The 24,477-nt window shown below is 66.5% G+C and carries 21 protein-coding genes and 2 pseudogenes; 17 read left to right on the top strand and 6 right to left on the bottom strand.

Annotated elements, in window-relative coordinates; all coding sequences use genetic code 11:
- Nucleotides 1-505: pseudogene (locus RL72_RS09155) on the top strand (hypothetical protein); the annotation flags it as partial.
- Between the two features lie 342 nt (nucleotides 506-847).
- Here RL72_RS09155 and RL72_RS09150 read toward each other — a convergent pair.
- Both RL72_RS09150 and RL72_RS09145 read right to left on the bottom strand, forming a co-directional pair.
- Entirely contained in the window at nucleotides 848-2,152 is a 1,305-nt protein-coding gene (locus RL72_RS09150; RefSeq protein ID WP_045250514.1) for an ABC transporter permease, read from the bottom strand.
- Nucleotides 2,149-2,850, bottom strand: coding sequence for an ABC transporter ATP-binding protein (locus RL72_RS09145; RefSeq protein ID WP_045250513.1), 702 nt, complete (start codon nucleotides 2,848-2,850; stop codon nucleotides 2,149-2,151). The genes RL72_RS09150 and RL72_RS09145 overlap by 4 nt, the downstream gene beginning before the upstream one ends.
- A gap of 161 nt (nucleotides 2,851-3,011) precedes the next feature.
- Between RL72_RS09145 and RL72_RS09140 the strand changes: the two genes are divergently transcribed.
- The 3 genes from RL72_RS09140 to RL72_RS09130 all read left to right on the top strand — a co-directional run bounded on the left by RL72_RS09140 (nucleotide 3,012) and on the right by RL72_RS09130 (nucleotide 6,542).
- Nucleotides 3,012-4,202, top strand: a complete 1,191-nt coding sequence (locus RL72_RS09140) for a sensor histidine kinase (protein WP_169748223.1) — start codon at nucleotides 3,012-3,014, stop codon at nucleotides 4,200-4,202.
- Nucleotides 4,199-4,867 carry a response regulator transcription factor gene (locus RL72_RS09135; RefSeq protein WP_045250512.1) on the top strand — a complete coding sequence of 223 codons (669 nt, stop codon included), beginning with the start codon at nucleotides 4,199-4,201 and terminating at the stop codon, nucleotides 4,865-4,867. The genes RL72_RS09140 and RL72_RS09135 overlap by 4 nt, the downstream gene beginning before the upstream one ends.
- Before the next feature lie 82 nt (nucleotides 4,868-4,949).
- Nucleotides 4,950-6,542: an MDR family MFS transporter gene (locus RL72_RS09130; RefSeq protein ID WP_045250511.1), complete on the top strand. Its 1,593-nt coding sequence runs from the start codon at nucleotides 4,950-4,952 to the stop codon at nucleotides 6,540-6,542.
- Between the two features lie 591 nt (nucleotides 6,543-7,133).
- On the opposite strand, the gene RL72_RS09125 is transcribed toward RL72_RS09130, so the two are convergent.
- Nucleotides 7,134-7,511 carry a hypothetical protein gene (locus tag RL72_RS09125; protein ID WP_211256044.1) on the bottom strand — a complete coding sequence of 126 codons (378 nt, stop codon included), beginning with the start codon at nucleotides 7,509-7,511 and terminating at the stop codon, nucleotides 7,134-7,136.
- 112 nt (nucleotides 7,512-7,623) lie between these two features.
- Here RL72_RS09125 and RL72_RS20070 point away from each other — a divergent pair, with 112 nt between their 5' ends.
- On the top strand, nucleotides 7,624-7,827 hold the full coding sequence (locus tag RL72_RS20070; RefSeq protein WP_052674294.1) for a hypothetical protein: 204 nt from the start codon (nucleotides 7,624-7,626) through the stop codon (nucleotides 7,825-7,827).
- Nucleotides 7,809-8,333 (top strand): annotated as a pseudogene (locus RL72_RS09120) (IS30 family transposase); the annotation flags it as partial. The gene RL72_RS20070 and the pseudogene RL72_RS09120, both read left to right, overlap by 19 nt.
- Nucleotides 8,334-8,579: 246 nt before the next feature.
- Here the strand turns inward: RL72_RS09120 and RL72_RS09115 are convergent.
- Nucleotides 8,580-8,918, bottom strand: coding sequence for a hypothetical protein (locus RL72_RS09115; protein ID WP_045250509.1), 339 nt, complete (start codon nucleotides 8,916-8,918; stop codon nucleotides 8,580-8,582).
- Between the two features lie 273 nt (nucleotides 8,919-9,191).
- Between RL72_RS09115 and RL72_RS09110 the strand changes: the two genes are divergently transcribed.
- Entirely contained in the window at nucleotides 9,192-10,133 is a 942-nt protein-coding gene (locus RL72_RS09110; protein ID WP_045250508.1) for a helix-turn-helix transcriptional regulator, read from the top strand.
- Between the two features lie 466 nt (nucleotides 10,134-10,599).
- Entirely contained in the window at nucleotides 10,600-11,295 is a 696-nt protein-coding gene (locus tag RL72_RS09105) for a CpsD/CapB family tyrosine-protein kinase (protein ID WP_052674293.1), read from the top strand.
- 905 nt (nucleotides 11,296-12,200) lie between these two features.
- Here RL72_RS09105 and RL72_RS09100 read toward each other — a convergent pair.
- On the bottom strand, nucleotides 12,201-12,962 hold the full coding sequence (locus tag RL72_RS09100; RefSeq protein WP_045250507.1) for a GntR family transcriptional regulator: 762 nt from the start codon (nucleotides 12,960-12,962) through the stop codon (nucleotides 12,201-12,203).
- A gap of 156 nt (nucleotides 12,963-13,118) precedes the next feature.
- Here RL72_RS09100 and iolC point away from each other — a divergent pair, with 156 nt between their 5' ends.
- From iolC to RL72_RS09055, 9 genes are read left to right on the top strand one after another with little or no spacing between them, the layout of a single operon-like run.
- Complete coding sequence (gene iolC / locus RL72_RS09095) at nucleotides 13,119-14,075, top strand: 5-dehydro-2-deoxygluconokinase (protein WP_045250506.1); 957 nt, start codon at nucleotides 13,119-13,121, stop codon at nucleotides 14,073-14,075.
- A gap of 1 nt (nucleotide 14,076) precedes the next feature.
- Entirely contained in the window at nucleotides 14,077-14,997 is a 921-nt protein-coding gene (locus tag RL72_RS09090) for a class I fructose-bisphosphate aldolase (RefSeq protein ID WP_045250505.1), read from the top strand.
- A gap of 33 nt (nucleotides 14,998-15,030) precedes the next feature.
- Entirely contained in the window at nucleotides 15,031-16,581 is a 1,551-nt protein-coding gene (locus RL72_RS09085) for a CoA-acylating methylmalonate-semialdehyde dehydrogenase (RefSeq protein ID WP_156156754.1), read from the top strand.
- 27 nt (nucleotides 16,582-16,608) lie between these two features.
- Nucleotides 16,609-17,520: a 5-deoxy-glucuronate isomerase gene (iolB, locus tag RL72_RS09080; protein WP_045250528.1), complete on the top strand. Its 912-nt coding sequence runs from the start codon at nucleotides 16,609-16,611 to the stop codon at nucleotides 17,518-17,520.
- On the top strand, nucleotides 17,507-19,435 hold the full coding sequence (gene iolD / locus RL72_RS09075) for a 3D-(3,5/4)-trihydroxycyclohexane-1,2-dione acylhydrolase (decyclizing) (RefSeq protein ID WP_045250504.1): 1,929 nt from the start codon (nucleotides 17,507-17,509) through the stop codon (nucleotides 19,433-19,435). Before iolB ends, iolD begins: the two co-directional genes overlap by 14 nt.
- Before the next feature lie 20 nt (nucleotides 19,436-19,455).
- Entirely contained in the window at nucleotides 19,456-20,406 is a 951-nt protein-coding gene (locus RL72_RS09070; RefSeq protein ID WP_045250503.1) for a sugar phosphate isomerase/epimerase family protein, read from the top strand.
- Nucleotides 20,407-20,424: 18 nt separating this feature from the next.
- Nucleotides 20,425-21,438 carry a Gfo/Idh/MocA family protein gene (locus tag RL72_RS09065; protein ID WP_045250502.1) on the top strand — a complete coding sequence of 338 codons (1,014 nt, stop codon included), beginning with the start codon at nucleotides 20,425-20,427 and terminating at the stop codon, nucleotides 21,436-21,438.
- An 18-nt stretch (nucleotides 21,439-21,456) separates the two neighbouring features.
- Nucleotides 21,457-22,338: a sugar phosphate isomerase/epimerase family protein gene (locus RL72_RS09060; protein WP_045250501.1), complete on the top strand. Its 882-nt coding sequence runs from the start codon at nucleotides 21,457-21,459 to the stop codon at nucleotides 22,336-22,338.
- Nucleotides 22,335-23,405: a transaldolase family protein gene (locus RL72_RS09055; protein WP_045250500.1), complete on the top strand. Its 1,071-nt coding sequence runs from the start codon at nucleotides 22,335-22,337 to the stop codon at nucleotides 23,403-23,405. The genes RL72_RS09060 and RL72_RS09055 overlap by 4 nt, the downstream gene beginning before the upstream one ends.
- 63 nt (nucleotides 23,406-23,468) lie before the next feature.
- On the opposite strand, the gene RL72_RS09050 is transcribed toward RL72_RS09055, so the two are convergent.
- Nucleotides 23,469-24,476, bottom strand: a complete 1,008-nt coding sequence (locus RL72_RS09050; RefSeq protein ID WP_045250499.1) for a sugar phosphate isomerase/epimerase family protein — start codon at nucleotides 24,474-24,476, stop codon at nucleotides 23,469-23,471.
- Nucleotide 24,477 lies beyond the last annotated feature (1 nt).

Genomic DNA, 24,477 nt, shown 5'->3' with positions numbered 1-24,477 from the left:
ACGACTCTCGATGACCTTCCCCCACGAGGAGGCCTACCGGGCGTACTGGAAGCGCCACCCCGCATTCGGACCCTACTGGAACGCCGCGATCGACGCCTACGTCGGCTACGACCTCGTCGGAGAGGGCGTCGCACGGACCAGCTCGGCGAACCCGGCCGCTGTCGCAGCCGATGCGCAAGAGCTCGACGGCCGGGACGGGTACGCGACTGCGCTCCTGTCTCTGCCCGCGCGGACTGTCCTGCTGCTTGCGCCACGGGGGCTCTCCGACGACATGCCGCTCTTCGCGACGGACACCGTGAGTCGCTGGGCGCGTGAGGTCCCTCAATTGGTGCCCCAGGTCATCCCAGACGTCAACCACCACACAATCATCATGACCTCCACCGGCGCAGAGGCGACCGCGACGACCGTCGAAGAGCGGCTCAACGACCCTGAGAAGCTGAACAGCCGAGGACAGGCCGTCACCTTGCAGCCGCCAACTGCAGGCTCACCCTCGTACCCAGTCTGAGGTCACCGGCGCTCTCACCGGCCTCATCATTCGCAACCGGTGTGAGGCACCTGGGTCTGCTGCACGGATAGGTGACACTTCGACCTGCCCCACACCGCCATCGGAAAGCTCCCGGCCCATCAGCCGGATCTCAAACAACCTGCCTGGGCACTACAACTCGGGAGTCCTGCTCCGAGCGGATCCCGGTCTCCCGATCACCGTTCTCGTCGAGGCCTGGCCGGCGCGTTTGTTTATCCGCGGGTTCGCGCGAGCGCACCGAGGACTTTGGTCCCAGGTGTAGGACAGCTGGAAAGCCGACTGTGAGGGGCGGATTCTGGTCTGCTCCACCCCTCACAGCTGTCACTATTCGTAGCGGAGGGCGTCGACGGGGTCTTTGCGTGCGGCGCGGGCTGCGGGGAGGGTGCCGGAGAGGAACGCGATGACCATGACCAGGATGATGATTATGGCGATGGAGGCTGGATCGAACGCGATCAGGGTGAGCCCGGGAAGGTTGGCGAGTAGTCCTGCGGAGAGCGCTCTGCTGATCCCGGTGCCGGCGAGCATGGCGATGCCGGCACCGATGGCGCTTCCGAGGAGGCCGAGGAACGCGGCTTCTAGGCTGAATATGGTGAAGATGCGGCCGGATCCCATGCCCATTGCTTTCATGAGCCCGATCTCGCGGGTGCGTTCCTGGACGGACATGTAGAGGGTGTTCACGATGCCGAAGGCTGCGGCCAGGAGCGCGATGATCGCGAAGGCGTTGAGGACGAGCACGATTCCGTCGATGACGGTGGTGATCATGCCGAGTCGGTCGGCGATCGTGGTCCCGGTGAAGCCTTTGTCGGTGAGGCGGTCCTTGAGTGCGTGGATCTGTTTGTCAGTGGCGTCCGGGTTGAACCAGACGGTTGCGGAGGCGTAGCGGTCGGCTTGCTCAGGGGTGAGGCCGGTTGTCTGCGCGGTGAAGAGGGCGTCGCTGAGGGCGTTGTTGATGAGGATGCTGGATCCTGTCGGGCTCGCAAGCGCTTCCTCGGTCACGCCGACGACTGTGGCTTCGAGGGTGTGCGGGTGGCGTTCGGCGTCGGTGATGCCGATGGTGATGGTCTGCCCGATCGCGTCCTTGTTGGTGTCGAAGCCGAGCGGCTTGACGTAGGCGACGGGGAGCGCAATTTGCGGGTCGGTGGTTTTCGGATCGGGTTCGCTGCCGGTGGCGAGGACGGCGGTCTGGCCGGGGACCAGGCTGCCGACGGATGCGACGAACTGGGTGCCGTCGCCTGCCTGGATGTAGTCGGGCGTGATTGTTCGGATCGCGTCGACACTGCGGACGCCGTCGATGCCCTTGAGCGTGTTGATGTCGTCGGGGGTGAGGGCGAGAACGGTCTGTCCGGGGATGCCGCTGGAGACAGCGTTCGGGTCGTACTTGCGCGGTTCGGAGGAGTTCGGTCCGAGGCTTCCGGTCGCATCCTTGTTGGTCTTGCTGACGGTCATGGCATCAGAGGCGCCGACGCCGGCGACGGTGTCGGCGATGTAGGCGTTGATGCCGGTACCGAGGCCGCTGGTGAGGGTGAGGGTGAACGCTCCGACGAAGATCGCGAGGATTGTCAGGATCGTGCGGGTCTTCGACCGGAAGGTGTTGGAGATCGCGGAGCCGATCAGGTCTGAGGTTTTCATGCGGCCACCTCCGTGCCGGAGTCTTGGATGAGTTGGCCGTCGCGGATGACGATGCGGCGGTCGCAGCGGGCGGCGAGCTCTTCGTCGTGGGTGACGACGATGAGCGTGATGCCGTGTTCCCGATTGAGGGCGAAGAGGATGTCTTCGACGGCGGCGCCCGTGGCGGTGTCGAGGTTGCCCGTGGGTTCGTCGGCGAAGATGATCCGCGGGTTGTTCACCAACGCGCGGGCGATCACGACGCGCTGTTTCTGTCCGCCGGACAGGTTGAGTGCCTTGTTCTTTGCCTTGTCGGCGAGGTCGAGCTGTTCGAGCGCGGCCATCCCGCGTCGACGGCGTTCGCTGCGGCGGATGCCGGAGATCTTCAGCGGCAGGATGACGTTCTCGATGACGGTGTCGTTGCCGGTGAGGAAGAACTGTTGGAACACGAACCCGAAGGTCTTGTTGCGGGTTTTATTGAGTCTCGACCCTCGAAGGTTGGAGGTGTCGGTGCCTTCGAGGAGGATCCGCCCGGAGTCTGGCGCGTCGAGGAGCGCGAGGACGTGCATGAGTGTCGACTTCCCGGAGCCGCTCTTGCCGACGATGGCGACGGATTCGCCTTCGTCGATGGCGAAGGACACACCTTTGAGCGCGTCGAAACGGTTTTGGCCTCGTCCATAGGACTTGTGCACGTCTCGGACGTGCAGGATCGGGGTGGTCATTGAGGGGGGCTCCGTTCGTGATCGGGGTGCTTCCACCCTTGCGTTTCGTGGTGCAGCGCGCGTCCCACATCCGTGGACACCTCGTCTACCGCGTTCGCGGTATGAGCGGGTACTACGGGCATGGGATGACCGGCCTAGAGGGTGGAGGGCAGACTGGAGGGGTGACGCAGCCCATCGATCTGCCCGAGGTGCCGAAGGCTCCGCATTCGCCGCCTCGATGGCTGCCTGATGCCCTCGTCAGTTTGGTCGTCGTCGCGATGGCGTTCCTGCCCGCGCCCGTTGCGGAGTTCTCGCCGGCAAGCCCGGCAGTCGTCGTCTTGGTTCTGTCCCCGGTCGTGATCCTTCCGTGGCGGCGGCGCTGGCCCGTCACGGTTTTGGCGCTGCTGGTGATCGTGTTTGGCGTGGCGGCGGCAGCAGGAACACTGTCTCCCGGGGCTGGGATCGCTGTGGCTGTGGCCGTGTTCTATGTCGCGACCGGGACCACCCGGCTGCGCGGGTTCGTCGTCGGCTCGTGCGCGGCGATCACGCTCATGCTGCTCTCCTTGCTGGTGTCGGTGGGGACCCCGCTTGATCCACGGGTGCTGCAGTTCGGGCTCCTCGTGGCATTCGCGGCGGCCGCGGGAGACGCGACGCGGTCTCGCCGCGCCTACGTCGCAGCGATCAACGAGCGCGCCGAACGTGCCGTGCAAACGAGGGAGGCGGAGGCGCGCCGCCGCGTCAGCGAGGAACGGCTGCGAATCGCCCGTGATCTGCACGACGCCGTCGCCCACCAGATCTCGGTCATCAGCCTGAACGCGGGTGTCGCCTCGTCCGTCGTCGACGCCCACCCCGAGAAGGCGAAGGAGTCCCTTACCGCGATCCGGCAAGCGGCCCGGACTGTGCTGCGAGAGATCGGCGACCTCATGGCGATGCTCCGCGCCGATGACGATGGCGAGACCGCGCCGAGACCTCAGGCAGGCCTGGGACAGCTGGAGGATCTCGTGGCCTCCTTCGCTGTGTCAGGACTCGACGTCCGTACTCGCATTGAGGGTGATCTGGGGTGGGTGTCCGGGGCCACGGATCTTGTCGCATACTGTGTCGTCCAAGAGGCCCTCGCCAACGCCCACAAGCACAGCACGGAGCATCGTGCGCATGTCCTCGTCCACATCACCACAGATGCTGTCGGGGTGACTGTCACCAACCCGATGGATACCGCTGCGGCCACCGCGGACGAGCCGCGAGGGGCGGGACTCGGGCTCCTCGGCCTCCGGGAACGCGTCGCCTCCGTCCGAGGCAGTGTCACCGCAGGTCCGGCGCCGGCAGGGTGGAAGGTCGAGGCCGTACTTCCGCTGGCCCGAGAGAAGACACGATGACACGCGTGCTCATCGTCGACGACCAGCCCCTCATCCGGCAAGCCGTCGCCGACATCCTCGCCGGCTGCGACGACATCACCGTGGTCGCGCAGGCTGCTGACGGGCGCGAAGCCATTGCTGGTGCAGGGGAGCTGCGTCCTGACGTGGTCGTGATGGACATCCGCATGCCCGAGATTGACGGTATCGCCGCTACCGCCGAGATCTGCGCCGATCTCGACCTCGTCGACACGAAGGTGCTGATTCTGACGACGTTCGAGGAAGACGAGTACCTTGTCGCTGCGCTCCGTGCCGGTGCGAGCGGATTCATCGGCAAAGGCGCGGAACCGGAGGAGATCGTGCGCGCCGTCCGGGCCGTGCACGCCGGCGACGCGCTCCTGTCACCCGCAGCCACACGCGCACTCATCGACCGCTTCGTCTCTCCGGCCGGACCGTCGGAAGCGGCACCGACATCTCCCGCATTGCAGTCCTTGACCGAACGGGAGCAGCAAGTCCTCCTCATGGTCGCCAAAGGTCGAACCAACCAGGACATCGCCGACACGCTAGTCATCTCCCCGCACACGGCGAAAACACATGTGAACCGAATCATGACTAAAGTCCACGCCCACGACCGCGCGCAGCTCGTGATCCTCGCCTACGAATCCGGTCTCCTCAGGCCCGGGGAATGATCTTTGTCTACTGCGTTCGCGGTACACGAAGATGCCACGCCGGCGGGACGCGCAGCGATCGCGCCGCGGGAACCATGGAAGGGTGACTGAAACCATCGCGCCCGCCACCTCCCAAGAACCGCCCGCACCTGCCTCGCCGACGGACAAACGTCGCATCCTGCTTGTGTTCGCCGGTCTCCTGGTCGCGATGCTGCTGTCGTCGCTGGACCAGACGATCTTCTCCACCGCGCTGCCCACGATCGTCGGTGAACTCCACGGTGTGAACCACATGCTGTGGGTGACGACCGGGTATCTGGTCGCGGCCACGATCATGATGCCGATCTATGGGAAGCTCGGCGACCTGATCGGACGAAAGGGCCTGTTCATCGGAGCGCTCAGCGTCTTCCTGATCGGCTCGATCATCGGCGGTGCCGCACAGGACATGACCTGGCTGATCGTCGGCCGCACCGTGCAGGGCATCGGCGGCGGCGGGCTCATGATCCTCTCTCAGGCGATCATCGCCGATGTCGTCCCCGTCCGCGAGCGCTCCAAGTACATGGGCGTCATGGGTGCAGTCTTCGGCATCTCCTCCGTCGCGGGACCCCTGCTGGGCGGATGGTTCACCGAGGCCATCGACTGGCGGTGGGCGTTCTGGATCAACATCCCCCTCGGGATCGTCGCAATCGTCCTCGCCGTCGTCTTCCTCCAGCTCTCGAAGCGCCACGCGAAGGTGAGGTTCGACGGGTGGGGGACGCTGACGATGGCGGTCTCCGTCACGGCGATCATCCTCGTCGCCTCCTGGGGTGGCACCGAGTACGAGTGGAATTCGCCGACAATCATCTGGCTCATCATCATCGCCACGGTCTTCGCCACCCTATTCGTCCTCGCCGAGTACAGGGCGTCCGAGCCGATCATCCCGCTGGCCCTGTTCAAATCCCGCAACTTCGTCCTCTCCACCGCGGCCGGCTTGTTCATCGGCGTCGCGATGTTCGGCGCTCTCGCGTACCTGCCCACCTACCTGCAGATGGCCACCGGGGTCAACGCGACCGTCTCAGGGTTCATGATGCTCCCCATGATCGCCGGCCTGATGTCCACCGCGATCACCACCGGGTTCCTGGCCTCCAAGACCGGCCGCTACAAGTGGATGCCGGTCGCGAGCATGATCGTCGTCGCCACAGGCCTCTGGCTGTTGTCTACCATGACGGTCGACACGCCGCTCTGGGTAATCCTCGCGTACCTCTTCGTCCTCGGTGCGGGCATCGGGCTCTGCATGCAGATCCTCGTCCTCATCGTGCAGAATTCCTTCCCTGACACCCAGGTTGGTACTGCGACTGCATCGAACAATTTCTTCCGCGAGATCGGCGCGTCCCTCGGCAGCGCCATCGTCGGTGCGCTGTTCAGCGCCCGTCTCACCGACCTCCTCGCCGAGCGCATGCCCGCCGGAGCCGCGGGAGACACGAGTTCCTTCACACCCGCCGCCGTCAACACGCTGCCCGACCAGATCCGCGACATCATCGTCGGCGCATACAACGACGCGCTTACCCCCGTCTTCGTGATGCTCATCCCGATGCTTATCGCAGGCCTCGTTCTCGTCATCTTCATCAGGGAGGTGCCGCTTCGAGCGTCCCGCGAACAAGCGGACCCTGAAAGCCCGAGCCCATCTGGCGACACCCAGGCTGACCGGAGATACCCGTAAGGTACGGGTCGAACGTCAGTCAGCCTCGCGATGCGGACCAGCACGGCACCCCGCCGCCGGTCTCGGCGAACATGACGGGGCGGTGAGCGTTCCTTCACCTCTCGTCCGACGAGTCCAGTGCTTGCACCCCGCCCCAACAGGGCGCAGCCTCGGCGCCTCGTGGCACGTCTCAAGAATCGGGCCGGAGACGCCCAATCTGGCCTCACGGGACGGCACGGCGCCCGCACGGCTGCGCCCTGTGGGCGGGTGATCATCGAAATGCCCATGCCATCGCGATTGCGGGCGCAGCACGGCACAATGCACCTACGCCTGCGGGTGGGACGGGGAACTCGGCGGCGTCGGCGGGATCCTCGCTGATGCCGTCCAGGTCCTGCTGAAGGTACCGGTCCGGTCGGTAGGGGGCGAGGATTCCCACGTAGCAGGCGGACGCGGCGTCGGCGGCGTAGATGGTGCGGAACAGCTGGCCTGGGTCGTCCCAGCGCTGCTCGCCTCCGTACTGTCTGTCGATCCACGCCCACGGGTCGGGGGCGCGGCCGACGCGCCAGATGGGCGCGCCGGCCGCGTCGACGATGGCGATCTCGGGTCAGGCGCTCACGCGCCGACGAAGAGGTTGGCGGCAGCGAGGACCGCGGCGCGCGCCTGTTCGGTCGGCTCTTCACGGAGCACGCGGGAGGGGGACTTGTCGCCGAGGCGCGGGTTCATGCCCTGGAACCAGGGCGCAACGACACCGGAGCCTTCGCTCTGCTCGATGAGACGCACGATCCGGTAGGCGAGGCGTAGCGTCTGCTCAGCCTTCGGGGACGGCTTGCGCTCTCCCTCGGCCCATTCCCGGACGGCACGCGTCTCGCCGACGCCGGCGATGTAGGCGACGAGCTTGGCGCCGAGCACACGACGGACTTCGTCGACGAGTCCGGGGACATCGTGCCGGATCGAATCGTTGTACGCGCTGAGCTTTGTCGTCTCGATCATCGTCATAACTATCGCCCTACCAATCTCGTAGTAAAGAACACAGTAGATCACATGTTTGATTCCATTTTTGATCCCGTGATGATCCTGGTGATCGTTAGAGGCTAAGACTGCGGTGGCGCTGTTCTTCTTCGGGGTCGCCGTCAACCCGCTCCTGTCCGGTAGCGACGTCGGATATCTCGATGAACCGCTGGAGCAGGGACTCGGCGGAGCTGGTGAGGTCCGCGGCCGCGGTTGGTTCGGGGAGTCCGCGGTCGGCGGCGCCGGCCAACGAGCGGATGATCTCAGCCTTGAGCTCGATTCACGGACCCGATGGTGATGATCTCCGAGCGTCCACCCGAGATCACAGACCGCGCCGTCCCCGGTCATTGGGAAGGCGATCTCATCATCGGAAAGAACCTGGGCTCACAGATCGGCACGCTCGTCGAGCGCACCACCCGCTACGTGATGCTGGTGCATCTGCCAGGCACGCGCGACGCGGCCACGGTCCGCGCCGCCCTCTCACAGACCATGACCGTCTTGCCCGCCCACCTGCGCAGGTCGTTGCCCTGGGATCAGGGCGGTGAGCTCGCCGAGCACAAGAGGTTCCGGATCGAGACCGGCATTCCCGTGTTCTTTTGCGACCCCGCCTCTCCCTGGCAGCGCGGCTCATACGAGAACACGAACGGGCTCCTGCGTCAGTACTTCCCGAAAGGCACAGACGTCTCAGTCCGCACCGCCGACGATCTCGCCCGCGTCGCTCACGAGCTCAACACCCGTCCCCGCAAGATCCTCAATTGGCAGACGCCAGCGCAGCGCCTCGCCGCACTTATCGATGCCGCCTGACCCTCGGACACCCTCAGGCACAGTCACCGCAACCCGACCGAGCCGTCCTCACCGACCCCAGAAACGCCGAGAAGCCCCGGTCGAACATTCACGGTCGACCGGGCCCTTCTGCCATGCTCAGAACCACATCGTGTTGCAACGACCACTGGAATCCGCCGAACGGATGCGCGGGGGCCCGGAGCCAAATCGGGGGGATCTGGCGAAAGACAAGCGTAACCTCACTCCGCAGGGGAGCGCCGAAGAAGTTCAGGAGCACGTCCGACCGTGCTCACCCGTCGGTGAAGCCCGACGTTCCAGCATAGGTGCCGCGCGGCGTCGACGGCCGAGCGTGATCGCTTCGTCCATGAGCAGCGGGAGCTCGCGCAGGCGCGCGGCCAGCGTGGTCGTCCACGGATCCGCCTCGTAGAACCCGACCCACAGGCCCACTTCCTCGGCGAGCAGGTCAAGCCGTCCGCTGGCGGTCTCGTAGAGCTGGTCGACGACGGCCGCGATCACGTCGGGGTCCGTGGCGAACTGGTTCCGCGACACGACCGTGCGGATCTTGATTCCCAGCGCGTCGTCGGGGGAGAGCGGGTGGGAGGGCATGAGAGGACTTTACCCAGATTGGGACATGCGTTCTACAGGCTGTGTGCCTGTGAAGACCGCCGACACCGAAGCGCCCGTGACGCTGAGGATATCGCAGCTCGCGCAACAAGCGGTCGGCGTGTTTTCGACCCACTGACCGTTACTCCATAATCGTGGACGGCAATGACTGTGCGCTGGGCCTTCTGGCTCAATTGAACCGAAAGAAACACGATGGCTCATGTTCGCCTGCCCGTTGGGCGTCGATTCTCATTCCGCCTGGTGGGAGACCGGGTGATGATCAACGGTGTGATGCTTCCTGGCAGTATCCAAAACGGCCTCGGTTCGCCCTGGCCGGGGGACATGGGACTAATCCAAATCTGGACTCCCAATTCGAGTTCCCTTCATCTGGAAGGGCAGGCGTTCTTCACCGGCAGCGTCCACGTCATGACGGTAACCACCGTGGACGGCGGGCGTTTCAGGCTACGGCACGGCCCCGACAAGCAAACGTTCTTCATGGGGCTGATCTCGGCAGGCGAGGCAACTCTTCATGAACCGGCCGGGGACGAGGTGTTCGGAGCCGGGTACGGCATGGTTGTGATGCCGGGAGATGACCGCTCGGTGTCGTATCTGCCGGGTACCGAGCTCGTTTTTGTGGAGTGTCCTCTTCAGATCCTCGATGACTATCGGGTCGTTCGTCCGGCAAACGCGATGACGTTCAGCCCGGCAGGAACCCTCGCTGACCCGATTCGGCAATTCGCGGCGGCAGTGGTCGAAAGTACCCCAGCGGACCCGCTGAGCGGGTATCTGGTAGATCAGCTCGTGACGGAGATGATGATCGGGATCGTGCTCGGTGTCGTCGGAATCGGTCAACTTAACAAGCCTGGACGAGCCGATCCGTACACGGAGGCGATGTCGGTGATCTCCGGCCGTTACATGGACCCAAACCTGACCGTCCCCTCGATCGCCGCACTCATGCGAGTGTCAGTACGGCGGCTCCAGCAGATCTTCGCGAAGAAGGGTCTCAGCCTGACCCGGGTCATCCGAGACCGCCGCCTCACTGAAGCGCGCAAACTGCTCGCGGATGCCGACCGCGCCTTCCTCTCCCTCGAAGAAGTCGCCTCACTCGCAGGCTTCGGTGACGTGCAGCGCATGAGGCGGGCGTTCCGTTCCGCTCAGCTGCCGAGCCCGTACCAATACCGGAAGGCGGCGCACTCGGCCAGCAGCTCGACACAGTGAGCGATCAGTATCCGCGGTAGACGAATCATTGTGCGCGGAGGCGGGCAGATCCGCACAGCAGCGCCCTCTCGCAACCTCACACTGTTCCCTGTCGCAAACCGCGACCCGGCGTTCCCAAGACGTTGGCGACGGCCCCCGCCCCTATTCTCCCCAGATTCGGCGGGGGCCACCTCCAAATACCAGCAGGTGCGAATACCGTCGCGCCTGTCGTGTGCGTCAGGCTCGGGGGGTCCTGACAAGAACTGGTGGCTCCCGAAACGTCGTCGGGAGCCACCAGTCGTTTGCTCCCGGGCTCACGTCAACGACGGATCCCTGTCGACCTGCGTCATCGACGTTCCCAAAAGAGTGGACAGCGTGGCGGTGGCATTGATCGTGGGGCCCACGTGGATCGTAGCGGCGGTGCTTATCGCGAGCGGGTGGCCAAGAAGACAGCGACAGCGCGCACCTGTTCGGCATCGGCGAGGCCGTGCGCGAGCTGCGCACCAACCTGGTGTACATGGACGTCGATAACCCGCCGCGCATCATCGTGGTCACCAGTCCGCTGCCCGGCGACGGCAAGTCGACGATCTCCTCGAACCTCGCGGTCACCCTGGCGTCCAGCGGTCAGCCGGTCGTGCTCATCGACGGCGACCTGCGCCGTCCCATGATCGGCACCGTGTTCGGCCTGCCCAAGGGGGCCGGCATCTCGGACGTGCTCGCCGGGTGTGCGACGATCGCCGAGGTCGCGCAGCGCTTCGGCAACGGACAGTTGCTCGTGGTCGCCGCAGGCAAGGTGCCGCCGAACCCCAGCGAGGTACTCGGATCCGCGCGCATGCGCGAACTGCTGAAGTCGATCGCACGCGAAGCAATCGTCATCGTCGACGCCCCGCCGCTGGTCCCCGTCACGGACGCCGCGGTACTCGCGCACAGCGCCGATGGCGCGATCATCGTCGGCACGGTCGGCAAGACCACGTACGAAGTCCTCGGCAAGGCGATCGGGAACCTCGAACGCGCCGGCGCGCGTGCCCTCGGCCTCGTGCTCAATAAGGTCCCCCGCCGGGGCAGCGGCGCCGCCTACTACGGCTACCAGTACCACGGCGACTACTACCGCAATGACGGCCAGGAGCTGCCGACGGGTACCGTGCGCGGGGACAATGCCAACATCTACGCCAAATCCAAATAGCAGTCGATGACGGGTCGCTAATCACTCTGTTTCGAGGATGAACGATACCGTCTCGACGAACGGCAGCACATCCTGGACATGCCACCGGCTGTTGCGTCTTTCGTGGCTGCGAAACTTGTCAACCACAGACCCGACTCGCAGCCAGTGCAAACCAAGATCAAGAGCGGTCTGAACGGATCAGTCTCGGCCGCCGCGAGGCCCACGGTGTGCTCCGGATACCGTGGACGGATGGGGTGATCCTGCCGGCGCGCTGCCGACCGGGGGCCGGGTGGGTAACGCGCCTGCGAGCTACACGCCGTCGGCGCAGGGCGCGCGAGGCTTGAGCTCGACCTCGGCTGCGGAGAGCGTGACTTCCACCCCTTGAATCATGGCTGACCACGTGTCGACGGCGGTTGACAGCGTCCAGGACGGACTAAGCCATGTTCAGACGTAAGGCGGCGCCTCATCCTGCCGCTCGAAGATGGCGACCCGATCGGGGCTCCGGTGCCCTCTCCAGGGCGTCTGCTTGCGATTCAATAGTGGGCTTCAAGACTCCGTTCGGTCTGGCGTTTGAAGCCACCTCCTCTGACCGCAAACGCATCGAGATGCTGTCCAGGACTGCCCTGCTGGCTTGCCTGGAGTGCAGCGGAGTCCTGACAACGGCGGATCCCAGCGTGAGGCATGGCCAACGCTCTAACCCTAGATAATCGTTCTCACCTATGACTCGATGGAAGTTCCTGATCGCGCACCAGTGTTCGGCTTCCTTGCGCGGCTGATGGGGAGGCGCGCACCACGCGCTGGGCGGCTTCGCGACATCGACGGAACTCGTGACTGAGCGGGGTCACGTCTTCTCCACGTCGGCAATGCGCCTGCGAGTGACTTGTGTAGCTGAGCTTGATGCAATCCAGGCGCGGACTGCTCCAACGTTACTTCGCGACCAGCGTTGTCTCGAAGCTGTACATGTCGGGGCGGTAGCAGTGGTGGCCGAACTCGATGGCGCGGCCGGAGTTGTCGTAGGCGACGCGTTCCATCGTGAGGACTGGGCTGCCTTTGTCGACATTGAGCAGTCCACTCTCATCGCCGGCCGCGCGTCGCGCGCCGATGCGCTGCTTGGCGATCTGTATGGCCACACCCCGCGCACGCAAGATTTGGTAGAGGCCCCGTTCGCTCAGCTGCTCGCTGGTGATCTCGCCGAATTCGGAGGGCAGATAGTTCTCGAGGACCGCGACGGGGATGCCGTCGGTCGTGCGCTGGCGGCGGAGGTAGACGACATCTGCGCCCGGGGCCACGCCGAGCGCAGATGCGACCTGGTCGCTGGCAGGCACCAATTCGTGCGCGAGGACGACTGTTCCGGGGGAGTGGTGGGCACTGGTCAGGTCTTCGTACAGGCTCGTGAGCTCGACCTGGCGCGTGACCTGACCCTGGACTACCTGGGTGCCGATGCCGCGTCGGCGCACAAGCAGGCCCTTGTCGACGAGTTCCTGAATGGCCCGCCGCACGGTGGGTCGCGAGACGCCGAGGTGCTGGCCGATCGAGATCTCATTCTCGAGCCGTGCGCCGGCAGGGATCGTGCCGTCGTGGATGGCGGCTTCGAGTCGGCTTGAGATCTGGAAGTAGATGGGCACAGGGCCCGTGCGGTCGAGGTCCTGGAACAGCTCGTCCGGCCAGATCGCGTCATCGCCTGCCATAATTACGCCCTTTCGACTGAATGTCGGAACAATCTTACGTCCGCGGTGCCTTGTCATGCGAGAGGGCCTTGCCGAAACCTCAAGTTGTGTTATTGTTAGGACATTCAGCGAGAATGTGCTCGACGAAATGACCAGTGAAGGTGGTGTGCGCCTGCGATGAGTGGGACGACCCTCGAACTCGATGTCCTCGTGGCCGGACGGCTCGGCGTGGATCTGTACCCGTTGCAGACGGGCCTGGGCCTTGCCGAGGTCGACACCTTCGGCAAGTACCTCGGTGGCAGCGCCGCGAATGTGTCCGTCGCGGCCGCTCGCCACGGACACCGCGCCGCGCTCGTCTCCCGCGTCGGAAACGATCCCTTCGGCCGGTACTTGCTCGGGGAACTGGATCGCCTCGGCGTCGAGAACCGTTACGTCGGCGTCGACCCCTATCTGAAGACTCCGATCACGTTCTGTGAGATCTTCCCGCCCGACGACTTCCCGCTCTATTTCTATCGCGACCCGAAGGCGCCCGACCTCGATATCGAGCCGGCAGACTTCGACTCGGAGGTCGTCACAGAGGCCCGCATCTTGTGGCTGACGGTCACCGGCCTCAGCCAGGAGCCCAGCCGCGCCGCGCACTTCTCGGCGCTTACTACCCGCGGCCGTCGGCAGCACACGATCCTCGACCTCGACTACCGGCCGATGTTCTGGGCTAACACCGCCGAGGCATCCGCCCAGGTTGCTCGGGCTCTCGAGCACGTGACGGTCGCTGTCGGCAACCGCGAAGAATGCGAGGTCGCCGTCGGCGAGACCGAGCCGATACGCGCCGCCGACGCGCTGCTCGAGCGCGGCGTCGAACTCGCCATCGTCAAACAGGGGCCCAAGGGCGTGCTCGCGAAGACCCGTGACGAGACCATCGAGGTCGCGCCCTACCTCGTCGACGTCGTCAACGGCCTCGGCGCCGGTGACTCGTTCGGCGGCGCCCTCATCCACGGGCTCCTCTCGGGGTGGGACCTCGAACGCATCCTCCGGTTCGCGAACGTCGCCGGCGCGATCGTGGCTTCCCGACGCGAGTGCTCCACCGCCATGCCCTCCACCCGTGAGGTCGAAGCCATCCTGGAGAAGGGCTACTGAAATGACCGAATCCACTGGCCCGACCCGGCGGGGCAACCTGATCCCCAGCGCCGACGACTTCGAGCGCCTCCGGGAGCTGCGCGCACGGCATCCCGAGCAGATCAGAACCCTTCTGACCGGCCGCCGGCGCCGCGACGTGCTCTGCGGCGACGGACGCCTGTTCATCGTCGCCGCCGACCACCCCGCTCGTGGCGCGCTCGCCGTCGGCACGAACCCGACCGCCATGGCGGACCGCCACGACCTACTGGAGCGGATGGCGATCGCTCTCAGCCGGCCCGGAGTCGACGGGGTGCTGGGCACTCCAGACATCATCGACGACCTCGCCGCCCTTGGTCTGCTCGACAACAAGATCGTCGTCGGCTCGATGAATCGCGGCGGTCTGCGGGGAGCGAGCTTCGAGATGGACGACCGCTACACCGGATACGACGTGCCGACGATGGCCGCGAACGGCATCGACTTCGCGAAGGCCCTCATCCGCGTGAACCTCGAGGATGCCGGCACCGCACGGACGCTGCAGGCCACCGCTGAGGCCGTGACTCAGGCGGCGTCTGCAGGGCTACCGATCATGCTCGAGCCGTTCATGAGTCGCTGGGTCGACGGTCGTATCGTCAACGACCTGTCAACGGATGCCGTCGTCCTCTCGATCGCCATTGCGGCCGGGCTGGGCGCATCCAGCGCATACACGTGGATGAAGCTTCCCGTCGTCGAAGACATGGAGCGCGTCATGGCCGCCACGACCATGCCCACCTTGCTGCTCGGCGGCGACGCCGGGGTCGACCCCGACGAGACGTTCGCGGCCTGGGAGGACGCTCTGTCGCTTCCGGGCGTGCGCGGGCTCACCGTCGGCCGCACCCTCCTATACCCGCCGGACGGAAACGTCACCGCCGCTGTGGATATCGCAGCTGGCCTCGTTCACACCTGACTCTGACCCTCTCGACGAAAGAAGCACACTCCGATGAGCATCACCGAGACTTCACCCGCGATCGCCGACGTGGCGACCCTTCCCGTCATCGGCCACTGGATCGGCGGCGCCGCCGTGACGTCGGCCACCGGCCGCACCGCCCCCGTCTTCAACCCCGCGACCGGTTCCGTGCAGGCCGAGGTGGCCTTGGCTGACGACGCCGAGATCGCCGCCGCCATCGCATCCGCGAACGCTGGCTACCGGGTGTGGTCGGGGTACTCGATCGCAAAGCGCCAGGCGGTGCTGTTCGCCTTCCGCGAGCTCCTCAACGCCCGCAAGGGCGAGTTGGCCGCGATCATCACCGCTGAGCACGGCAAGGTGCTCTCTGATGCGATGGGCGAGATCCTGCGCGGTCTGGAGGTCGTGGAACTGGCGACCGGGTTCCCGCACCTGATCAAGGGCGCGTTCTCGCAGAACGCGTCGACCGGGGTCGACGTGTACTCGATCAAGCAGCCCCTGGGTGTCACGGCGATCATCTCGCCGTTCAATTTTCCGGCGATGGTGCCGATGTGGTTCTTCCCGATCGCGATCGCCGCGGGCAACGCCGTCATCCTCAAGCCCAGTGAGAAGGACCCGTCGGCGGCGCTCTGGCTCGCCGGCCTGTGGGCCGAGGCAGGGCTGCCTGCTGGTGTGTTCACCGTGCTGCAGGGTGATAAGCAGGCCGTCGATGGTCTCCTCACCTCACCCGAGGTGCAGTCGGTCTCGTTCGTCGGTTCCACGCCTATCGCGCAGTACATCTACGAGACGGCATCCCGCCACGGCAAGCGGGTGCAGGCCCTCGGCGGGGCGAAGAACCACATGCTGGTGCTGCCGGATGCCGACCTGGACCTGGCAGCCGACATGGCGATCAACGCCGGATATGGCGCGGCCGGTGAGCGCTGCATGGCGATCTCTGTCGTGCTCGCCGTCGAGCCCGTCGCGGACGAGCTCATCGAGAAGGTGAAGGAGCGTATCGCGAAGCTGCGCATCGGCAACGGTGCGGGCGTCGACGGGGTCGAGCCCGACATGGGGCCGCTGATTTCCGGTGCGCACCGTGACAAGGTCGCCTCCTACGTCGACATCGCCGAGCAGGATGGCGCCGAGATCGTCGTCGACGGCCGCGGCCTCACGGTGGCGGGGCACGAAGGCGGGTTCTTCTTCGGCCCCACCTTGCTCGACCGCGTTCCCACCACCTCGCGCGCCTACACGGAGGAGATCTTCGGCCCGGTGCTGTCGATCGTGCGCGTGGCATCGTTCCAGGAGGGCGTCGATCTCATCAACTCGGGGCAGTTCGGCAACGGCACCGCGATCTTCACGAATGACGGCGGCGCCGCGCGGCGCTTCCAGAACGAGATCGAGGTCGGCATGATCGGCATCAACGTGCCGATCCCAGTCCCCGTCGCCTACCACTCTTTCGGCGGCTGGAAGCAGTCGCTGTTCGGCGATGCCAAGGCGTACGGTGTGCACGGGTTCGACTTCTTCACGCGCGAGAAAGCCGTCACCAGCCGCTGGCTCGACCCCGCTACCCACGGCGGCATCAACCTCGGCTTCCCGCAGAACAATTGATCCGTCCGACTCGAGGGAGCGATGGACATGACCGAACAGCGCTGGTTCCACCGTCGCGGGGAGCTCGCCCGCGACGGATGGGAGAGCGTCGTGGACGAAACCGTCCCGGGGTGGGAGCACACCGGCATCCGCGTCGCCGATCTCGCCGAAGGCGAAACGTTCGACCTCGGTGGGCCCGGGGTAGAGCGGATCGTGGTGCCGCTGGCTGGCTCATTCACCGTGACCCACACGGATGCGACCACCGCGCTGGCGGGACGACCCAGCGTGTTCGCCGGACCCACCGACGTGCTGTACCTGTCGTCGGCCGCCACCGGCACCCTCGCCGGCGCCGGCCGGGTGGCGGTCGCGACCAGCCCCACCAACGTGGTGCGCCCGACGCAGTACATCGCGGCATCCGACACCCCGGTGGAGTTGCGCGGCAAGGGCGCGTCCAGCCGGCAGGTGCACAACTTCGGCACGCCCGAGGCGCTTGATGCCGCCCGCCTCATCGTGTGCGAGGTGATCACGCCGGCAGAGAACTGGTCGTCGTACCCGCCGCACAAGCACGACGAGCACGTGCCCGGACATGAATCCCGCCTCGAGGAGATCTACTACTTCGAGACGGCGCCCGTCACCGGGGCGCATGCCGCGGCGGAGACCGCCTTCGGGATGTTCAGCACCTACGCATCACCGGCTGGCGACATCGAGATCAATGCCATGGTGCGCACCGGCGATATCGCGCTCGTGCCGTACGGCTATCACGGACCGGCCGCTGCCGCTCCCGGCTACGACCTCTACTACCTCAACGTCATGGCGGGGCCGGACCCCGATCGGGTGTGGCTCATCAGCGACGACCCCGCTCATGCGTGGGTGCGGGCGACCTGGGACGACCAGCAGCTCGACCCTCGCCTCCCCTTCACGAACGACTCCAGAAAGGCCCGCGCAGATGGCACCGTCTGAGAAGGCAACAACCAAGCGCATGACGGTCGGCCAGGCGCTGGTCGAGTTCCTCGCCCACCAGTGGACCGTCGACGGTGACATCCGCGAACGCACCGTGCCCGGGATGTTCGGGATCTTCGGACATGGGAACGTGGCCGGTGTCGGCCAGGCGCTGAAGCAGTCCAATGCGACCGATCCTGACCTGATGCCGTACTACCAGGCCCGCAACGAGCAGGCGATGGTGCACGGGGCTGTCGGCTACGCGCGCATGCACCGCCGCCGGGCGACCCTCGCGGCGACCGCGTCGGTGGGTCCGGGGGCGGCGAACATGCTCACCGCCGCGGCGCTCGCGACCTCCAACCGACTCCCGGCACTGCTGCTGCCGAGCGACACCTTCGCGACGCGCGTCGCCGACCCGGTGCTACAGCAGCTGGAGCACCCGCACGACATCGGCATTCAGGTGTCGGATGCGTTCCGGCCCGTCAGCCGCTTCTTCGACCGGGTGCAGCGCCCCGAGCAGCTCTTCTCGATCGCGCTCGCTGCGATGCGTGTACTGACGGATCCGGTCGAGACCGGTGCGGTGACGATCGCGCTCCCCGAAGACGTGCAAGCCGAGGCGATCGACGTTCCGGTCGAGTTCCTGCAGGACCGTGAGTGGCACATCCGCCGTCCCCTCCCCGAGCGCGGACCGCTCGCACGGGCGGTCGCGGCGATCCGCGGGGCGAAGCGCCCGTTCATCGTCGCCGGGGGCGGCGTGCTGTACGCCGGCGCTGAAGAGCAGCTGCGCGCGCTCGTCGAAGCCACCGGCATCCCCGTCGGCACCTCCCAGGCCGGCGGTGGCGTGCTCGCGTGGGACCACCCGCAATACCTCGGTGGAGTGGGCGCAACCGGCACCCTCGCAGCCAACCGGATCGCCGCCGCGGCGGACGTCGTCATCGGCATCGGCACCCGCTACAGCGACTTCACCACCAGCTCCCGCACCGCGTTCCAGAACCCCGACGTCGTGTTCGTGAACATCAACGTCGCCTCGTTCGACGCATACAAGCACGGGTCGCAGCTGCCGGTGATCGCCGACGCCCGCGAGACCCTCGCCGAGCTGACGGTCGAGCTCGAAGGCTTCGAGATCACCGACGAGTACTCCGAGCAGGTCGCGCAAGAGAAGGCGGCATGGGATGCCGCGGTGGATGCCGCCTTCGCCGCGTCGGGCCTCGCCCTGCCCGGGCAGCCGGAGATCATCGGCGCGGTGCAGTCCTCCCTCGACCCGGCCGACGTCATCGTGCAGGCCGCCGGGTCGCTGCCGGGCGACCTGCACAAGCTGTGGCGCGTGCGGGACCCGCTCGGCTACCACGTCGAATACGCGTTCTCGTGCATGGGCTACGAGATCGCCGGCGGCCTCGGGGCCAAGCGGGGACTCCTCGCCGACGGCGACCCCCGTGACGTGGTCGTGATGGTCGGCGACGGGTCGTACCTCATGCTCAACACGGAACTCGTCACAGCCGTCGCCGAGGGCATCAAGCTCATCGTCATCCTCGTGCAGAACCACGGATACGCGTCGATCGGGCATTTGTCCGAAACCGTGGGCTCGCAGCGCTTCGGAACCAAGTACCGGGCTTACGATCCTCAGGCGCGCAACTTCCAGGGCGAGGACATCCTCCCCGTCGACCTCGCCATGAACGCGCGCAGCTACGGCGTCGACGTCATCGAGATAGAGCCTGGGGCATCCGCGATCACCGATCTGAAGAGCGCGATCGCCGCCGCGAAGGCATCCGACCGATCCACCTTCATCCACATCAACAGCGACCCCCTGGTCTACGCCCCCGACGGCGCCGGTTGGTGGGACGTGCCGGTGGCACAGGCATCCACCCTCGAATCCACGCGTCAGGCACGCGCCGAATACCAAGAGCAGGCCGCCGTCCAGCGTCCGCTGCTCGGCTGACATCCATCGGAGAAAGAACAATGACCGACACCATCCCCGCAGACGCCGACAACGTCGTCAGTTCCGGCGCAGGTTTGCGCATCGGCACCGCCCCCGACTCGTGGGGCGTGTGGTTCCCCGACGACCCCAATCAGGTGCCGTGGTCGCGGTTCCTCGACGAGGTCGTCGCCTCCGGGTACACCTGGATCGAACTCGGCCCATACGGCTACCTGCCCACCGACCCGCACCAGCTTGGGGACGAGCTCAGCTCGCGCGGGCTGAAGCTCTCCGCCGGCACAGTGTTCACCGGTTTCCACAAGGGAGACGACCAGTGGCAGCGCGCATGGGACCAGGCGCTCGCCGTCGCCGGCCTCGCTTCGCAGCTCGGCGCCGAGCACCTCGTGGTCATCCCCGACCTGTGGCGCAGCGACGCCACGAGCGAGGTACTCGAGTCGCGCACCCTCACAGACGAGCAGTGGCGCAAGCTCGCGGCCGGCCACGACCGGCTCGGCAAAGCGCTGCTGGAGGAATTCGGAGTGAAGCAGCAGTTCCACTCGCACGCCGACAGCCACGTCGGCACCACCCGCGAGGTGCTGCGCTTCCTCGACGAGACCGACCCGCGCTACACCAACCTGTGCCTGGACACCGGCCACTTCGCCTACTACGGCGGCGACAACGTCAAGCTCATTCAGGACCGCCCCGATCGCATCGGCTACCTGCACCTCAAGCAGGTCGACACCAGCCTGCTGTTCGACGTGCTCAAGAACGACACCCCGTTTGCCGAGGCCGTCACCGAAGGCATCATGATCGAGCCGCCGCACGGCATGCCCGACCTCGCGCCCATCATCGAGGCAGTCGCGGCGATCGACCCCGACATCTTCGCGATCGTCGAGCAGGACATGTATGGATGCGACGTCGACCGTCCGTTCCCCATCGCCAAGCGTACGCGCGACCACATCTTCGCGTGCACCCACTTCGCCCGCCAGCACTGAACCGCAGGAGCACACGCAATGACCAACGACCTCCGCATCGGCGTCGTCGGCGCCGGACTCATGGGTGCCGACCACGTCGCCCGCATCACCAACCGCATCTCGGGTGCCGTCGTGTCGGCGATCGTGGAGCCGGATTCCGGTCGAGCGGCCGCCGCTGCGCAGAACGCACCGGGCTCGCAGGCCTTCACAAGCATCGAGGATGCCCTCGCGACCGACGCGCTCGACGCCGTGCTCATTGCGACGCCCGGCAAGTTCCACCAGCCCGTGCTCGTGCCGGCGCTTGAGGCCGGACTGCCGATCCTGTGCGAGAAGCCGCTCACACCCGATTCGGCATCAGCGTGGGAGATCCTGCAGATCGAGCAGAAGCTCGACCGCCCGCACATCCAAGTCGGGTTCATGCGCCGCTTCGACGCTCAGTATGCGGCTCTGCGGCAGCTCATCGCGTCGGGCGACGAAGGCGAGCTGCTGATGCTGCGCTGCGCGCACCGCAACCCGTCGGTGCCCGACAGCTACACGCAGGAGATGCTCATCACCGACTCCGTCGTACACGAGTTCGACGTCGTGCCGTGGCTTGCCGGCTCGCCGGTGAAGACCGTCGAAGTCAAACACCCGCGACGCAACTCTCTGTCGCCCGAGCATCTCCGCGAGCCGATCCTGGTGATCATGGAGCTCGAGAACGGCGTGCTTGTCGACGTCGAGATGAACGTCAGCGTGCGGTTCGGCTATCAGGTCGCCACCGAGGCCGTGTTCGAGCAGGGCATCGCTCGCATCGGCCAGCCCGCGGGGCTGCAGCAGTGGCACGACGGCCGGTTCTCGGTCGGCGAGCACATCAGCTTCACCACGCGCTTTGCCGACGCGTACGACGCGCAGATCCAGCGCTGGGTGAATGCGGTGCGTGCCGGAACCCTCGTCGAAGGTCCCACCGCGTGGGACGGCTATCTCGTCGCCCTGGCGTGCGAGGCCGGTGTGCGCGCGCTCGACGGCGGCGTGCAGACGGTGGATGCTGCCGCCCGTCCGGCGTTCTACGCCTGATCGATCTGGAGGTATTCCATGGTGCGCATCGCGCTTGACCCGACCCCTTACCACCACGACTTCACGCTGCTGGAGTTCCCCGAGGTCGCGGCGCGGCTCGGCTACGAGTACCTGCAGCTGACGCCGCACGTCGACTTCTCTCCGTTCTTCCGGTACCCGAAGGCCGACGACGACCTCGTCGCGAAGTTCAAGAAGGCCGCAGCGGATGCCGGGGTCGGCATCCCGGCGATCCTGCCCGTACAGCGCATCTCGTGGCCCGACGAGCCGCAGCGCGAAGCAGCGGTGCGCAACTACAAGCGCACCATCCAGCTCGCCGTGGAGCTCGGGGTACCCGTGATCAACACCGAGTTCTCCGGGCGGCCCGAGCGCAGCGAGGAGTCTGAGGCGGCCTTCTACCGCTCGATGGAGGAGCTGCTGCCGATCATCGAGCGTGAAGGTCTGCGCCTGAACATCGACCCGCACCCCGACGACTTCGTCGAGGATGGACTCGAGGCGTGGCGGGTGATGCGCGGGCTCAACTCGAGGGCGATCGGGTTCGTCTACGTGGCATCCCACACGTTCCACTACGGCGACCGTGCCACGACCCTGCTGCCCGAGATCAGCGACCGGCTCGGTGCCGTCTACACGGCCGACACGTTCGACCACCGCCGTTCCCACGGTCTGCGGTACATCTCGAACCCACCCGGCAACGCAGCGCGCATCCACCAGCACCTGCGCATCGGCGACGGCGATGTGGACTGGAGCGAGCTGTTCACGACGCTCGGCGCGATCGGCTACCTCGACCGCGAGGACGCGCTGCTGGTATCGAACGTCTTCGCCGAGGACGAGGCGGCTGACGACGTCTCCCGTTTCCAGCTCGCGCGGTTGCGTGAGCTCGTCTCAGAAGGACACCGGCCATGACCGCACCGTACGCGACCCGCCGGGCGGCCGAGCGCTTCCCGACGGTGCTCTGGAACGACTCCGCCGACCCGGTGGAGCTCGCCCGCTCCATCGAGTTCGGGGCAGTGGGAGCCACGTGCAACCCGGTGATCGCGCTCGCCGTCGTCAAGGCCCACCTTGACGCGTGGAAGCCGCGCATCGCCCAGCTTGCGGCTGAACACCCGGCGGCGTCCGAGTCCGAGATCGGCTGGAAGGTCGTCGAGGAGCTCTCGATCCAGGCAGCGAAGCTGTTGGAGCCGGCCTTCCGAGCATCCGGCGGTCGCAACGGGCGCCTCTCGGTGCAGACCGACCCGCGCCTGCACCGGGATGCCGATGCGCTCGTCGCCCAGGCCGTGCACTTCGCCGGGCTCACCGAGAACATCATCGTGAAGATCCCGGCTACCTCGGTGGGCCTCGCCGCCATCGAAGAGGCCACATACCGCGGGGTGAGCATCAACGTCACGGTGTCGTTCACGGTGCCGCAGGCGGTCGCCGCGGCGGAGGCCATCGAGCGCGGGCTCGATCGACGCGCCGCCGAGGGGCTGCCCGAGCGCGAATTCGGCTCGGTCGTCACTCTGATGGGAGGCCGACTGGACGACTGGCTCAAGGCATGGGTCGCGAAGAACCGGATCCTCATCGACCCCGGCTACCTGGAGTGGGCCGGCGTCGCCGCGCTCAAGCGCGCGCACGCGGTGTTCAGGGAGCGCGGATTCCGCTCGCGCGTGCTCTCGGCCGCGTTCCGCAACCACTTGCAGTGGTCCGAGCTACAGGGCGGGGACCTCGTCGTCTCGCCGCCGTTCGACTGGCAGGCGCGCATCAACGAGAACGAAATCGAGGCGACCGACCGTATCGGCGTGCCCGTCGACCCGCACATCCTGGAGACCCTGCAGGCCAAGGTGCCGGAGTTCAACCGCGCCTACGACATCGATGGGATGACTCCCGCCGAGTTCGACACGTTCGGCGCCACGGTCCGCACGCTCCGCCAGTTCCTCGAGGCCGACGAGGCCCTCGACCAGGTGGTCCGCGACATACTCCTGGCTCCGGTCTGAGTCCGGGAACCACGAAGAAGGCCTCGGCTTGATCGCCGGGGCCTTCTTCGTACGCGGGAGTCGCTAAGAGGTCGGCTCCAGGGCGGCATCCGCCTCGCGGAGCACGCGCGCGGCGACGGCGACGCCCTCCTCGCGGCCGAGCGAGACGTCTTCGTGCTCGATGTTCACGAGCATGTCCGGGTCGACATCGCGCAGGGCGCGCAGGAACTCGGTCCAGTACTCGACCGGATGCCCCTTGCCGAGCGCGACGAAGTCCCACGAGGAGTCCATCGGCCACTCGTTGGCCCACTCGTCGCCCCCGAGGTTCGTGCGTGGCTCGTCCTCCCGCATTCGCCGGAACCCGTTGTCGAGCACCCCGTTCAGCTGCGCGTACTCGGTGTTGACACGGACGTCCTTTGCCGCCGCGTGGAACACGAGCGGGCCGAGGTGCCGCACGACGGCCACCGGATCCATCTGCTGCCAGAACAGATGGGAAGCATCCAGCTCGACGCCGACGTGCGTCGCGCCGGTGGCCTCCACCAGCTGCTCGATGGTGCGCACGTTGAACACGACGTTCTGGGGGTGCAGCTCGAGCGCGACCTTGACGTCGTGGTCGGCGGCGAACCGGTCCATCTCGCGCCAGAAGTCCGCCGCGATCTTCAGCTGCTCGTTCGCGATGTCCAACGCCGCGGAGTTCCAGGCGTTCACGATCCAGTTGGGGCGCGTGGCGGTGGGGCTGCCGCCGGGGAGGCCCGACATGGTGACGACGCGGTTTTGTCCGAGACGCTCGGCGAGCAGGACGCTCCGGCGGATGTCCTCCGCGTGCACGGGCCCGATGGCGGCGCTCGGATGCAGCGGGTTGCCGTTGCAGTTCAGGCCCGCGATCGAGACGCCAGTCCCTTCGAAGACACCGAGGTAGTCGTCGCGTGCGCTGTCGCTGACCAGGATGTCACCGAGGCGGGGAACGTGCACCGGGGGCAGGAATCCGCCGGTGTTGATCTCGATGCCAGTGAGCCCGTTGTCGGCGATCACGCGCAGCGCGTCGGGCAGCGGACGGTCGTGCAGGACGGCGTTGTACAGGCCGAGCTTCATC

Source organism: Microbacterium azadirachtae (assembly GCF_000956545.1).
In the GTDB taxonomy this organism is placed as follows: domain Bacteria; phylum Actinomycetota; class Actinomycetes; order Actinomycetales; family Microbacteriaceae; genus Microbacterium; species Microbacterium azadirachtae.
This window is presented reverse-complemented; position numbering and strand designations above follow the sequence as displayed.